We start from the raw sequence: 15,186 nt of genomic DNA, 5'->3' as shown, positions 1-15,186 counted from the left end.
GCTAGAGGTGGCTCAACTGGGAGCGACACTCGTCACCTGCATGTCGGATTGTGCCGTCTCTTGACTCGTGAAAGACGGAATCTGTGTATGGTTCGCTATTGCTCTCTCCAAAATAGAGGCAGCCTGCTTAGCACCGCAGAGAGATTGAAGTTGAGATTGTACCGCCGTCGCGGACTCTCTGAAACGACTCTCGGTCAGAAGTCGGAGCACTGCTGCGCGGATCTCCCACTCCGAGCAATGCTGCACAGATAAGACCTCTGCGAGCCCAAGGGTTTCGAGGCGCGCAGCAACGGCTGGTTGATCGAGCGCCAGTGGCAATGCCAACATGGGCAGGCCCGAGAGCAATGTTTCAAGAACTGTGTTTGGCCCAGCGTGAGTGATGACCAGGTCCGCTCGTTTGAGCAGATCGAGTTGCGGCGCATTCGCAACCACTATAGGATTCCCTGGTAAGTTCGCGAATGATTCGAGATTGCGCCGACCGCCTAATGTAATCACGAGTTGCAGGTTAAGCCCGGCACATGCAGAAGCAATGCGTTGGTAGATTTCGGGATCGGCCTTTCGAGTTGTTCCTAATGATGCGTAGATCAACGGTTGGCCATTGAGCTTATGCCAAGGAAAATCAACTGAACAGCGGCCCATTTCATCGACAAACGGACCAGCATAGAAGAATCGCTCAGGTAATTCCTGGCGCTCTATATCGAGACATTTAGGCCACTGCGTGACATGCGCCAGTTCCGGGAAGGTCGCTCCGATGTCGCTCAACGATTCCAGCCCCATCTCCCGACGGTGGCGATTGAGAATCTGCAGAACTGGGCCCTTCATGGAGAAGATCGTAACCTCGAAGATCCTTGCATCACACTCTTTCTGCCCTGTGCGGCGAGGTGGAAGTGCCCGGCGCGCATCCCAGCCGAAATTGTGCGGAATAGAAGTGGAAACTACACAGTAAGGAATGTGCAGTATCTCTGCCACCGTCGGCCCTGTAAGAGTGATCTCTCCCATCAGCAGCGCATCGATTCCCGAGTCACTGATCGCTGCGAGATATTCGCGAATGTAGACGCCGATTTCCTGATCGAAGCGGCAGAGCCTAGCACGCAGGTCTTCGTGCCATTCGGATGTCGCGTGATTTTTTAGTCCCGAGCTATCCACTTTCGGCTCGATGCGCGAGACATCGATAGGAACGAACCCTAAACCTTGCTCGCGTATCTGGGATTCCATGTCCGATGGGAGGAAGAACGTGACAGCGTGTCCACGTGATGCCAGTTCCCGAGACAACGCGATGAGAGGATTCAGGTGTCCGGCACCGTGATAGCAGAGCACACCGAGGTGTGCCATTACAGTCTCGGCTCGCTGGATGGTGTCGGGCGATTGAGCACACAGGAAGAAGCGGGACTGCCCGAGTTTGGAAGTTGGACCTTACGCGACCCGAGACGCACCATCCCGCGCCCAAGGAAGGCTTCGGCCTGTTGCATGAGTTGTCGGATGGGTGCGCGCAACCACCGTATGTAACCATCAATCCAGAGAGGCTCCATGCCGTCTTTGTCTGCCGGCGGAATGAGGCGCCACACGTCTTCCGAAGCGAGTCGCACCTCGCCGTCAATCATCACAAACTCTACATCTCGCCAGGAAAGCGTACGCATTCTGTCACAAGGCGCATCACCGTTGTCACGGACCGCTATGAAATCAGCGCTACCGCCTTTGCGGATATTGCCTTCCCCACTGCGCAGCCGCAGAATGGCTGCCGAACGCTCAGTGATCATTCGATATACCACCTGTGGAGCGATTGACGCCTCTTCCATGGCGAATCGAACCTCGTCCAACAGATCTCCGGCAGCTGTGAGAGGCGAGTCGTTCCCCAGTGCAATGCTCTTCACCGCGCGCAGGTTTTCCAAATCCGGAAGACGGTTATAAAGAAATTTGTTGGAGGAGAGGCAAAGAATCAATGAGGATCGACGATCCCGGAGTAGCGCAATATCTGATTGCCCCAGCGCTAAGCCATGGACAATGACAGTCTTTGCGCTGAGCATACCTAATCTATCCAACTCGGCGAACTCTCTCCGGGCACGTTCATCTGTTCCTTCAGACACATGGACGAAGAAACCGCACTTATTCGGCGTGGCTGCCCACGCCTTGTGAATGTCCGGAGCGAGCTCGACCGAGTGCGCCCATCCGTAAGTGCTCAACACTTTTACCGCAAAGCCTTCAGATTGCAGCGCGGGCCACAAAGGATCATGGTGGCACACGCTAGTGACGCCGCAGAGGAGATTGCGTATTCCTCCCCACCACAGTCGAATGTCTTTCGGTACAGAGTTATACTGGGCAATCAACTCGGGGACAGTTGAGTGAATATCATCTCCCCACTCGACATAATTAGTGTAGGGAGGTTGTCCTATTCTTGGGTGCAGTCCGTACTGCAGGTGATCATGTGCGTTGATGAATCCGGGCAACAACAGAAATCCCTTGAGATCGATTTTTCTAGCTATAGAAGCGAGTTGGGGCTCTTTGCAAAGATGCCATAACTTCCGGGAACGTATATGAAGACAACCGCGAATGGCTGCGTGCGGTCCCAATGCATAACGTGAACAGCAGATGACTGCGGGGCACTCATTCTTCTTCTCAGCAATAGGGCTAGCTTGCATCTTTCCTCGCCACATAGATACGGAACTGCGACGGTTCTCGGCGCCTGCGCAGCCTTGCAATCCAAGGACGCATCGCCCACTTCAATCCATACCACGGGTAATACACTGCCCATCGAATGGAAAGCGAGTCCGCAAGGTTCCTCAGGCGTTCGTCTGTAAGGAATTCCTGAGTTCTCAGGGAATCCGATGCCGTCTGGAAATGATCCCGGAAGTAAGCCTTTCGTTCGGCAATCATCTGCTTACCGCTATGGTGTCGCGAGTACCAGGGCGTATCGCAGATGACTACACGCCCGTCAGGTCTGGTGCACCGGAGAGCCTCGCGGAGCGTTACTTCATATTCTTCGGAATAATGAAACGAGGCATTGAAAATCACGACGTCAAACTGTGCGTCCTGAAATGGGAGACAATTCATCTCCGCTTGAAAACAAGGAATTCGGGAGCCGATATCCTGATGATAATGCTCTGCAGCCCCCAGTCCATCCTGCTGGTTGGTGAGCAAGTCAACGGCTACAGGACGATACCCTCGCCGGGCAAGACGAAAACTCAGCCAACAATTACCCGCTCCGAGATCGAGCACAGTATCTTCATCCGCGGATGAATTGAGGACGTGGTGAATAAGGAAGTCATAGCTCTTGGCTCGAAGTTTCCACTGGACGTTATTATGTCCGGTCAAATCTCGATACGGGAGAGCAAGGTAGTAACTTTTCTCATGACTACCGCGACCTTCGGCGGCGCGAATGTGTTCATAGTCAGCAATGAACTGGGCATAGTGAGCGAGCCGATCAGGAGGTAGTGCGAGAATGATTCCTCCCTTCTCTCTCATCAGGAACTTGCACGATCTGCACTTCAGATCTTCACTGACGTCTCCCTTGCAGAGGGAACAACGCAGTTGAACTACAGACTGGCGCCCTGACTCCTGTCCACTGTCCGCGTTCGGCGATGTGCACTCCACAACTTGTGTCATTGCCGAGACCCATTCGTAATCAGAGAGTCGACAGAGACAAACATGGAAGATGATGTGATATTGACATCAGTCCACAAATGGCAAGGCTCCGATACACGACTGCTCGGCTCCATATCTTCAACGATCTGCCAGAGAGCAGCTACGTTACCGCATCCGGGCTTAGTCCACGAGTCTACTTCTGCGTGCAATGCGTCGCGGACTGCACGGTAGAAGTCCGTTGTATAGGCTGCGTTGAACATAATGCAGAGATCATCGCTGTCGGTCCAATTGCGCTTAGCGCCGAGCTGCGATTGCACACGCTCGTAAAAAACCGTGCCAGGCAGTGGGTAGGAAAAGGAAATGCCAATGTCGTCAGGCCGCAATCTGCGCACCAGGTTGATAGTCTGCTGTAGCTCCGTCCAGGTTTCGCCTGGATAACCCAATTGAAGAAAGAAACAGGATCGAACACCGGCGAGTCGAAGTTGCTCGCGGGCAGATGCGACCTGGTCGAGAGTGATGCCCTTATCCATCGCATCGAGGATCGTTTGCGATCCGGACTCTACGCCCATCCAGACCTCCGTGCAACCAGAGGCACTCAGATGACGGACCGTATCCTTGTGCATGAGGTCCGCTCGCGATTGGACCTTGAACGGCAGATCAATACTGCGATCTGCAACTTCCCTCGCAAATTGCTCGACCCAGTGATGATTCAAGGCGAAGATATCGTCGCCGAACCAGATATGGTCGACGCCAGCTTGCTTGAGCATTACCATCTCATCAGCGACAGCGGAAGCGGCGCGTAGTTGAAAGTGGTTGCTGGAGATCGGTTTTGCGCACCAATTACACCGGAATGGGCACCCGCGGCTTGCAACCATGTTGGTTGAAAAGTAACCGTGCGTGCTCGTCCATGCAGCCCGGTAAGGTTCGAGATCGACCAAATCGCGGGCGGGAAATGAAAATTGTGACCAGCCAGGATTTCTAACCAAGTGTTGCGAACCGCAGCGGAGTCGTCCGGACGAGTCCCGGCGCACCAAACCATTCCACGAGGACACTTCAGTGCCGTCGAGCACAGCCCTGCACAAATCACCTAAAAGGTTTTCAGCTTCTCCGCACAGAACATAGTCGAAGTTATTTTGAAGAAAGAGTTGAGGATTATCCGTAGCATCCGACCCATGCACCACGGTAATGACGCCCAAATCCTTAGAGACATGTGCCATACTCCATGCAATCTCCCGCATTCGGGTAAGACACATCTTCGATAGAAAATTGAAGTCATCCTCGTAGACGACAACGATCTTTGCCTGACTGCGCCGGAGAGCCTTGACGAAACCATGTTCGGGAGCTTCGAGCATTACATCGAAGACATCGGTTGAAATTCCGCGTTGCCGCAACGCCGTGGCTGCATAGAGTGTTCCAAGCGGTAGATAAGGCTGCATCTTCTGCGACTGTTTCGTGTCGTAGGGTAGATGGTACGAATGCGTCAGTAAAACGTCAGCCACGAATCATGCCCCATTTATGCGGAGTTCCGCTTGCTTGTGAGAGTAGTCTCGCGACTCGGGCGGTTTGTCTCGGGAATGTAACCTCAATGTCATCCCCTCAGTTGTCTCCCGCAAGGGATGGAGTCGGCGCTGCCGTCTTATCTTCGTTCGTAATGCCGCGCGTGGTTTGAACTGGAGTACCGGAACCAGCAAGATGACCCATCTTGTCGCTTGGTAGCAAGGTAGCGGGCTGCATGAGGACTAACGTGCACTTCTGCGCTAATGCGCTCCACAATACAGATGTTCGAAGATTCAAGCGCTTTCATCTTTTCAGGATTGTTAGTCATTAGCCGAAGAGAGAAGACTTTGAGGAAGCGCAGAATCTCGACGGACAGGTGATAATCACGCAGATCTGCCCTATGTCCGAGATGCAAATTTGCCTCGATGGTATCTAGTCCAGCATCCTGCAGTTCCTAGGCGCGCAGCTTTTCCATCAGACCAATGCCCCGACCTTCCTGATGCTCATAGAGCAGAATTCCTGCACGTTCCTCAGCGATGCTGTGCAAAGCAAGATGAAGTTGATCGTGACAGTCGCAACGTAGAGAGTGAAAGATGTCGCCAGTTGCGCATTGCGAGTGAATGCGCACGAGAGGAGGTTTCTCGTGGATATTTCCGTGAACGAGGGCGAGGGCAGTTTCGCAATCGTTATCTTCTCTGCCGGCCCGGTGCCTCTCGAATGCAAGCAGGCGAAAAGAAGCCCACCGAGTTGGAAAATCGACTTCGGCAATCTTTTTCAGCGTAGTCAACGCGTGTGGCCTCGCTCTCGTGAGGGATCAACGTCTTCGACGAAATTGGTAAAGGACATGGTCACCGAACGGCGCCAGCAAGTGTGCCATCGTTCGATCAAACGCCTCCAACTTCGCCAGCAAATGAGGATAGCGCGAGATCCACGGTTCTGCGGCGCTGGGCGGCACAGCAAGACCGATACCGATCTTCCGTTCCAGTTCAAACCATGGCCCGAAGGCGCGCTGCAGTTCGGAGCCTCGGTGGTAAAAGACTTCAAAACTACGCTGTGCCAGCGTTGCAGGCGCTGCTCCTCGATGAAATCGCCTGAGGGCGTTGCGCGGACGTCCGCGCAGCGTTTCTACAACGATCTCGGCCGGACAGCAGGTGCCGAACAGTACGAGCATGACGGCTGCATCTGGCTTGAGGAGCAACGCTAGCCCTTTGGCTACGGAGCGGATGTCCTGCACGCAGTTGAGCGGAGCGAAGTCTGAGAATGCTCCATCAAAAGGCAGCTCACCAGCCCGACGTCGTTCCTCCGCGAAGTTCTCCATCTCTTCTGCAGCGACGATCTGAGCGCAAGAACCCAAAAAGCGGAGCTTCTTTTCGGCAATATCGACCATAGCCGGGGAAGCATCCGTGAGAAGTAGGCGAAACCCCCGTTCCGCGAGGAACAGCGCATCTTCACCGGTACCTCCGCCAATCTCCAGTATGTGGCCCTTCGGAGGGAATTGATCAAGAAGAGTAGCTCGCACGGCGCGCCTCTGTGCGGCAACGCTTGCCCATGCACGAAATCGAGCATCAAAGTCCGGAGCCATCGCATCGAAAGCCTGGGCAGCGGAACAAAGAGGAATTTCCGTCATGGCAAACTACTCCTAAACTTGTGCCACCGGCGTGATTCAACGATGAAGCGTAGACCTTCCACCACATGAAATCGGACGCGAGAAGCAACAAAACGAATCTGGACAAGATAACGAGCTACTCGCGTGGAGAGTGCCTCTCCGGGTATCGCCTGAATCACGGCTGGAGGTAAGCGGAAAGGGACCGACCGTGTTTTGCGCGACCTCAGAGCCGCACCACAACCCGCGGCCACCAACTCTTCTCGCAACCACAAGTATCGCTTGTTTCCAGGAGGAGCTTGAATGGCCGCATCTCGGCCATAAAGGTCTAGCCAAAGCCGGACGGAGGGAGGAAGCTGCTCTACTGTCCAGGAAGTAAGCGCCTGTGGTGCAAAGTTGCCCCAGACAGATTCAGCGAGATACGTCACCATGCCGATCGCGACACAAGCGCGCCGGTCTTCGCGAGCGTGCAAATGCAGTTTCTGCCAGAAGGAGATGTCGTCTCGCTGTGCGAGCACATGACGGTGGAACTCGAAGAGGTGCGATGCCCGAAGAAAGGGACTGGCAATGTCCTTCGACGCGTGCATCGCCTGCCCGACAAAGAGATGAACAGGCGAAAGCACAGGCATCATCAAGCCATGCATTTCCCGTTTTACTGCCCGATCGAGCCGTGTAGGCGAGCCAGGAGTATCGACATCTAGATGGAGTTCCACCCCACGATAGGGCAGGTCGCGATAGAGGTCTCTTGGGCAAACGCGCGGCGTCTGTCCTTTCTTGAACTCCCAGCTTTTTCCGCTGATCGCAAACAACGTGTAACCGTGTTGCCCGAGAATCTCCTTCGCGGCAGGAGCGTCGCTGCTCGCGATCAGAAAATCAAGATCGAACTGATGCCGAAGCTCAAGACGGGACACAGACACAGGACAGAGCGAAAGGCCCTTCATGACAGCGTAAGAGAGATCCCTTGATTGGAAATCCTGCTGCAGTCTTGCTGATTCTTCAATCAGCCCAGACGTCCGCTCGCGATTTTCTTCCAAGCTGCGTTCCAGCCGATTCACGACCCAAGCAGGTAGAGAACTTCGCTGATGAATTTCGGCCATTCGATCGAGAAAATATAATGCCAGACCACTGACATCCAACCAATGCAGAAGCTTGATCCACTCCTTCGCCCTGAGCGTGCAGAGTAACGAACCCGAGTAAGACTCTGAAAAGCAGAAAAGTGCAGCTCCGCGGATCTGCTGATCACGGGTTTGGCTCTTCGGTTTGACTGCATCACCACGCAACGACACGGCGCTATTTCCGCGCCAGTCGGTGGCAAGACCGGTATCAGCGAGAGCAACGCGATCTGCGCCTTGTGCTCGAAGGACTTGCATCCTGTCAGTTCGATACCTCACGCGATCATGCAGCCCCACTCCTTGCGAGCGAGCACTATGACGAACGTAGAGGGTCGAGGACGCTGGATTGTCAGTTGACGGTCAGATGATTGTCACCGCAATGTCGGCATATGTATTTCGGATCAATCAGTGAGAAGGCTCGCGGCGAAGCATCGGCGCAACCAGCCTGAGACTGAGGTTGCCGATAGACTCTCGGGCGGCGGGAATCTGAAGAACGCTCAGGCCGCGGGCCCCTTCGATGCCGTGCGAAGAAGATCCCTCGTTTAGCGTGACAGCTGAATCGGATAGGTCGGCAACGCAACAGTAGATTCGACGCCCGCATTTTTCATGATCTCCTGCGCCTCCACAGGCCATGCATCGTCCTTTACCAGATGATCATCAAGGATGAGATTGTTCTCATAATTGGTCCACATGCCCCCCACCTTTGTGCCATCATGCCAGTTGTCGATGGCTGTGTTATCCAGCGAAATACGCATTGGATAGGCCGCCCGCATCGTGTTGATATTCAGCCATTCACTCCCCACATCCTGCACTACATTGCGGCGGACCGTGATGTAACGAGACCCTTCGTCCAGATAGACACCGATCATCGAATGATTGTCGTAAATATAATTTTCTGTAATCAACGTGCCCGGACTTGCGGAGAGGTTATAAATGGCTCCGCCGTCATGGAAATAGCTCTTTGCTCCATGAATACGGTTGTTCGCAACCACAACATCGCGGTGTGTCGTTGGTGTCTGGTAGATAGGATTTTGTTTCCAGTCGTAAGTATGCACGCGGAAGATATAGTTGGGATTCCCGCCCGGATCTTGAAGACCCCACCCGAAACCAATGTCGATCGCATCGTAAGGAACATCGGAAATATCGTTGTGCAGAATGACGGCACCTAAGTCGTAGGTGCTGATTATTGCGCTGTTGTCGCGATAATCCTTGCTAACCGACTGAATCCTGTTGCTGCGCACAATGAGCAGACGGTTCGTCTGCCGCGGGTCGCCCGGATGATGCGCATCGGGCTGCACACCGCCGGCCAGAATTCCACCCCCGGCGAGGTCTGTAAACAAATTCGCCACGACGGTAATGTCGCCGGTTGCGAGTCCGACGCCGGAGAGCGTCGCGTCCGCGTCATTGCCGATACCGAGTGCGTATTGCCCGAGATGTGCAAAGATGTTGTCTTCGAATGTGATGCGCTTGGCGGCTGATACCTGGACGGCCGCCGGCATCTGGCTCCACTGATTGCGCATGCTTTCAAAGTCACTACATCCCTGTGCACAAGTGCCGATAGGGTCTGCTGGATACGCAACCGCCTTCCCCGCGAGAAAGGTTCCACTCTGTTGGCTGGCATAGCCCTCATCAGTCGATGGGCCGAGCCAACTCGAGTAGGAGAACCGAATTCCTATGAATGAGAGGTCCTGCACTGGAGCATCGAGCGTACCGCTAACTGAGACGAGCACAGGCAAACGCGGTAGTTCGACATCAGCCTTTGTGACCTCCACTCCTTCAGGCGGTCGCAGATAGAGTTTGCCTTGCGCGGGATCGAGAAACCACTGTCCGGGCTGCGAGATCAGTTCCAGCGCGTTCGCCAGATACAGGTGCGAAAATTGTGGCGCGAACGGCTTTTCAACGGTGTCATATCCCCAGATGTTGTTGTCCCAGGCCGGCTGGCGCATCACAAGCGTATCCCCGTCAACACGCTCAACCGGCGAGATCCTCTCAGTGAAGAAACCGGTTGCGCGCAGTTCGAGTCGATTCGCGTGCTGCAGAGTTTCCAGCGGATTCTTTGCTCCGGCACGCAGCACCATACCATCGCGCGTGAAGCTCCAGTCTTTCCTTGCAAGCTCAAGCGATGCTTCCGGGGCAAGCCGATCATTCACCCACAGCTGCCGCGCGTCCAAGCCTCGCGGCACGTCCGCAACATAGATTTGCCGCTCTGCATTCCACAAATGCCAACCGCTTACAGCGAGGCCGCCGCTGATAACAGGCTGTGCACCCGGCGCGGCCTCCGACCATGTCACCGTGTGCTCGTTGCGGCCGCCATCTATCGCGCGAAAGATAAGCGGATGATCGATGCGGTACGTGCCGCGAGCGAGCCTCACGACGACGTTATTGTTGCCATTTATCTCGCGCACCGCACGTTGCGCCCGATCGAGCGTTCGGAAGGGATGATCGACAGTACCGCCTCCAGCATCATCTCCTGAAGGTGATACCGCAATTGTAACTGCGGCCCCCCGAGGGGACTGCGCCGGTGCAGGTGAAGCACCCGTTAATAGAGCACACGCGAAGAGGGTGCCCACTGGAAAGCCGCTGAATCTCAACGATCTACCTCATCTATGCGCAAACAAATTTCCTCGCCCTTATACAGCAAGCTCTGTTGCCGCGTGCCGTCTGCTGAAATGAACAAAATGCGGTACTCCCGCTCCCTAATCATTTCGGGAAAACCGCCCTCGCGTGCATTCACAATCAGACGGCGCAATTGCTGGTTCCATTCAATTGATACCTGCGCATACTCGCCGTTTTCGTAGGCATAACCATCGCCCGCGTCTTCGTAGAGAAGGAACGATGCATCTGCGCCAGTGTAGATGCGAACCTCGTATGCCGCATTGCGGACCTCATCGACAAACTGCATCGGTTGAGTCATTGGCACGATGCATCCAGCTCGCACGAATACCGGAATATGCTCCAGCGGTGCATCCACGACGACTGTTTGGCCGCCTTCGTACAACTTGCTCTTCCACAAATCGAACCACTTACAACCTGCCGGCAGATAAACCTCGCGCAACTTTGCTACATCATTGATAGCTCGCGAGCCTTGGTCATAGTACATAGGTTGCGTCACTGGACAGACCAACAGCGACTGGCCGAAAAGGAACTCATCCTTGATCGCGTGCGTGCCGATATCCAAGGGAAACTCGAGCGCCACTGCGCGCACCATGGCGACTCCGTCTCGCGTGACTGCCGCCGCGAGTGAATAGATGTACGGCAAAAGACGATAGCGGAATCGAATGGACGCAGCGATCGCATTATAGAAAGGTGAATCTTCTTCGCCGAATCGCCATATCTCACGCGGGACGTCCGTACCGTGCGAACGGAACATGGGCAAAAACGCTGCGTACTGCAGCCAGCGGGTATACAACTCCCAGAACCCGAGATCAGTAGAGCCTGTATCGTTCGGGTCCGGCGCGAGGGCGTCCATCGGTGTCAGTCCACGGCAGCCTCCGGAATAAGCACCGCGCCAGAACCAGAGATCTGGTCGCTTGTCGACGAAGAATCCGCCAGCGTCGACCGTCCAGTAGGCTTCACCCGTCGCGCAAAAGTTCACGCCTTCAGGAATGCAACGCCTCAGCGTCTCCCAGGTTGCGGACACATCACCGTTCCATGTAAACGTGCCGAAACGATGCTGGCCAGCGTAAGAAGAGCGAGTGAGATTAAGCACCCGTTTATCGCTCGATTCGCTGCGTTGCCATTCGTAGATTCCCTGCGAGTGCACAAGCGAGTATGCGTTGATCTCGCCCGCGTCCAGATAGAGTTTCGACGCCTCGGTGTTGATTTGCAGACGCTCCCCTGGTGACGGTTTGACCGCGCCGGCCCAGTCGGCTTCAAACGGCTCTGTGCAGTCGCACCACCACGCATCCACTCCATGAGCGAACAATCCACGTCGTGCCTGCTCCCAGTAACACGCCCGGGCCTCCGGAAGAAATGCGTTATACGTTGATTGATTTCCGAGCATCAAGTGCCTGTCATTCAGTTCGCGCTGGTTCTCGCACCCTCCCGTCATAATGGGCCAGATCGAAACCATCAGCCGCGCACCCATCGCGTGCAGTTTCTCGATAAACCCCGCAGGGTCCGGAAAGCGCAGCGTGTCAAACGACTTCTGCCCCCAACCCATTCCATTCGGCCACGACTTCCAATCCAGGACAATGCAGTCGAGCGGAATCTGACGCCGCCTGTATTCAGCTACGACGACGATCATCTCCTCAGCAGTTACATAGCGTTCCTTGGACTGCACATACCCGAACGCCCACTTTGGCGGCAATGGCGTCGCTCCCGTTAACCGTCGATAGCCACACATCACACCGTCGAAGTCTCCGCCGTAGATAAAGTAATAATCTAGTTCGTCGACCACGTCGGCCCACCAGTAACTACCTTGGTCATCATCTCTGAAGATCGTCAGCGAGCAACAATCGAGCAACACGCTATAACCACGCGTAGAAACCAGATGCGGCACAACAGCCTTCATGTTCTGCTGATAGAGCTCACGCACATGCCCGCGCAGATTGCCATAACCTTCCTCGTGCGAGCCTAGCCCAAACAGCGCTTCATCTTGGCCGAAGACGAACTCCACTTTGGCCTCGAATGCCTCACGATCGAAGATCGTCTCGTGCTCCGCAACAGTGGCGCGGGCCCCATCGATGCTCTGCGCTGTTGCAATCACCACACCTTCGCGGAAGACGTTCCGCATGACGACTTTAGGAGCCAGCGTCCGACCACCACGGTCCGGCTCTCGTGTTAGCAAATCGCCCGTTGGACTGTAATAGCTGAGCGCTCCAGTCGACCTATTTACAGCCACAGTCAACGGTCCCGCAGATAACACATAGCTCTGCGAATCTTCGCGGAGCCCGAACTCCCCACCGACCTCTTGTGCGACGACGATGCGACTTGGCTTGTCAAGAAACGCCCTTCCGCGTGTATAGGTAATCCGTGCAATCGAATCTGAAACGAAACGGACTCGCAGAATCTGATCACCTTCGCGGAAGATCGCATCACCCGACTGTCGCTCGACCGTAAACATTCTCTGCTATTAACTCCCTAAATACTGCTCATTGCCGCAGCAACGCGCCTGCGCTCTTCGAGTTCCTGCTGGATCTGGGGCTCCAGTCTTTCGTACCGGTGGTAAAAGAACACGGGAATCACCGCGACCGTATAAGCAATCGCCGGCAACCAGACGCAGCTAAGTTCAATCCCGATCAGCGAACGAGCCGTCTGTTCAACATTCGGCACATATTGGAAATGCGCAAGAATCCACGCGGGCAATGCACCGCCAAGACCACTGCCCGCCTTCAGGCAGAACGCCGCACCAATCGCGGTAAGCAGACCGGCCGCGCGCACGCCACCCTTCCACTCGCCGTAATCCACGCTGTCTGAGAGCAACGAAAACGGCATCGCCATCGCCACGCCGCTCGCCAGAAATCCGATGACCCAACCCGTCATCACGAGTGCGACGGAGCCATTATGAACGCCGGCGAACACGACAAGTTGCGCGGCCATCGATCCGACGAGACCGCACGCCCAAACACTGCGTTTTGAAGTCCACTTGCAAAAGAGGGGTAGCAACAAGATGCTCCCGAGCGAAACGACATCCAGGCTATTTGCGATCGAGGTAAGATCCTCACGATGCAGCACATACTCAAAAAAGTACGGTGCCGATGAGATGCGGGCGATGAAGGCTATCCAAAAGAAGAGGCTACTCAGAAAAATAATCAGCCATGGAGCATTGCCCTTCAAGGCACGCAGCGTGTGCCGCAGCGAGCTATGCTGACTCTTGATCTCCGTAACCTCGCGTAAATTGCGAAAAGCCACCAGATATAGAACAACCGTGCCGATCGCATAGATTGGCATCACCAGCATGAAGCCACGACGACTATCGCCGTGGCCCAGGCGCGCGACAAGACCCAGCACCGTCAGGTTCACAAACAGAACGCCAAGCTTCGACCCGAACATGCGAAAGCTCGTCAGCACCACGCGTTCATGGGAGCTTGGGGTCAAAGAAGCGAGGATCGCCGTTACTGGCGTGTTGATACCTGTGTACAGAATGCTGCAACTAACATACGTGCATGCGGCGTAGACAATCTTCGCCGTGGGCCCGAGGTTCGGCGTAACAAAGGTTGCCACACCGGCGAGTGCGAACGGCACGCACAACCACAGAAACCACGGGCGGCTCTTGCCCAACGGGCTGTGCATTTTCTCGAACACAATTCCCCACACCGGTGCGTCGAGAGCATCCGTGCAGCGCGCAATGAGCAGGATCGCTCCAGCAGTGGCGGCTGTTAGCCCGTAGACATCCGTGTAGAACTTGAGCAGATAAAACGAAATGACGCAGAAGATAAGCTGCCCTGCGACCTCGCTGGACATGTAACTTAGGCGGGTCGTGAGAACTTGGCTCTTCATGCGACGCTCTTCGTCAGCTTACTCGCTCTTCTGTGACGAAACCTTATCTGATGCCTTGTCGTTCGGCTTCACGGTCCCGCCGCGGCACCTGGCCGAACCTCTCGCCAAATCAGGCTGCGTTCTCCTTTTTTGTCTCCGGAAAGGGACCGTAGCGTTCCGGCGTATCGTCAGCGTGGTTATAAACGTTCTTTCCATCTTTAAGGAACGGCGTCGCCATCGCCCACGGCTTGCCGTCCGGGCGATCGATCGGCTTCGCGCTGTACTGCGGCAGATAGATCCGGCGCATGCGCTCTGTCTTGTTCGGCCCACTGCGATGAAACACGAAGCTGTCGAAAGCGACAATGCTTCCCGCAGGCACAATCAGCGCATCGCCAGGATCGCTGCCAGAGTAGCCGATGAGGTCATTCGTGCCGTCTTCCTTGGTGTGATTGATGATCGTGCTCTTTGTACCTCCGCGGGAGTGTGGTAGCAGATACACCGTGCCGTTCTCCTCGCTCACATCATCCAGCGTGCACCAGCAGGTTACATAAGGCTTGTGTTGCGTAGTCGGGTTGTACCACTTCACGTAGCCGCTATCCTGGTGCCAGGCGAATTTCATGCCCTGCTCCGCGCCTTTCACTACCCACTGTTCGTGAAAAAGGTACGCTTCGTCGCCCACCGTCGCGCGTGCGACCTCCGCCATCAGGTCGCTAAAGATGAACTGCCACAGCCGATTGCTCAGCCTATAGCGATTGTTGATGAAGTAGCGCTTGCCGCGGTGGCTGATATTTTCGGTCTCCACGCCCTTGGCGTCCATAATGGAGTCGTAGTAGCCAAGATAGTAGGAACACTCTTCGCGCAGCATCTCCAGCATCGCAGGCGGAATGACTCCCGGAAGAATCATGTAGCCTTCGTCGCGATAGAGCTCGCGCTGCTGATCCGTTATTTTCATGCTAGTCACTTTAGTCAAGCGCA

Annotated in this window: 10 protein-coding genes and 1 pseudogene; all 11 read right to left on the bottom strand. The window is 55.2% G+C overall.

The features are described 5' to 3' along the window. Positions 1-12: 12 nt before the first annotated feature. The 11 genes and pseudogenes from VGU25_13050 to VGU25_13000 all read right to left on the bottom strand — a co-directional run bounded on the left by VGU25_13050 (position 13) and on the right by VGU25_13000 (position 15,163). Complete coding sequence (locus VGU25_13050; GenBank protein HEV2578129.1) at positions 13-1,332, bottom strand: nucleotide disphospho-sugar-binding domain-containing protein; 1,320 nt, start codon at positions 1,330-1,332, stop codon at positions 13-15. Beyond that, complete coding sequence (locus tag VGU25_13045) at positions 1,332-2,444, bottom strand: amidohydrolase family protein (GenBank protein ID HEV2578128.1); 1,113 nt, start codon at positions 2,442-2,444, stop codon at positions 1,332-1,334. Before VGU25_13045 ends, VGU25_13050 begins: the two co-directional genes overlap by 1 nt. Before the next feature lie 181 nt (positions 2,445-2,625). Further along, entirely contained in the window at positions 2,626-3,459 is an 834-nt protein-coding gene (locus tag VGU25_13040) for a class I SAM-dependent methyltransferase (protein HEV2578127.1), read from the bottom strand. Positions 3,460-3,596: 137 nt separating this feature from the next. Continuing rightward, positions 3,597-5,078, bottom strand: a complete 1,482-nt coding sequence (locus VGU25_13035; GenBank protein HEV2578126.1) for a radical SAM protein — start codon at positions 5,076-5,078, stop codon at positions 3,597-3,599. 137 nt (positions 5,079-5,215) lie between these two features. Then, positions 5,216-5,863, bottom strand: a pseudogene (locus VGU25_13030) (GTP cyclohydrolase II). A gap of 27 nt (positions 5,864-5,890) precedes the next feature. Continuing rightward, entirely contained in the window at positions 5,891-6,703 is an 813-nt protein-coding gene (locus VGU25_13025; protein HEV2578125.1) for a class I SAM-dependent methyltransferase, read from the bottom strand. Beyond that, positions 6,700-8,049, bottom strand: coding sequence for a nucleotidyltransferase family protein (locus VGU25_13020; protein HEV2578124.1), 1,350 nt, complete (start codon positions 8,047-8,049; stop codon positions 6,700-6,702). The genes VGU25_13025 and VGU25_13020 overlap by 4 nt, the downstream gene beginning before the upstream one ends. Positions 8,050-8,333: 284 nt before the next feature. After that, complete coding sequence (locus VGU25_13015; GenBank protein ID HEV2578123.1) at positions 8,334-10,196, bottom strand: right-handed parallel beta-helix repeat-containing protein; 1,863 nt, start codon at positions 10,194-10,196, stop codon at positions 8,334-8,336. 182 nt (positions 10,197-10,378) lie between these two features. Further along, on the bottom strand, positions 10,379-12,856 hold the full coding sequence (locus VGU25_13010; protein ID HEV2578122.1) for a TIM-barrel domain-containing protein: 2,478 nt from the start codon (positions 12,854-12,856) through the stop codon (positions 10,379-10,381). 17 nt (positions 12,857-12,873) lie between these two features. Next, positions 12,874-14,232 carry a glycoside-pentoside-hexuronide (GPH):cation symporter gene (locus tag VGU25_13005; GenBank protein ID HEV2578121.1) on the bottom strand — a complete coding sequence of 453 codons (1,359 nt, stop codon included), beginning with the start codon at positions 14,230-14,232 and terminating at the stop codon, positions 12,874-12,876. A gap of 109 nt (positions 14,233-14,341) precedes the next feature. Further along, positions 14,342-15,163, bottom strand: coding sequence for a phytanoyl-CoA dioxygenase family protein (locus VGU25_13000; GenBank protein ID HEV2578120.1), 822 nt, complete (start codon positions 15,161-15,163; stop codon positions 14,342-14,344). Positions 15,164-15,186 lie beyond the last annotated feature (23 nt).

The organism is Acidobacteriaceae bacterium, from assembly GCA_035944135.1.
Lineage (GTDB): Bacteria > Acidobacteriota > Terriglobia > Terriglobales > Acidobacteriaceae > Granulicella.
The sequence above is the reverse complement of the archived record's forward strand: the minus strand, read 5'-3'. Positions and strand labels throughout refer to the sequence as shown.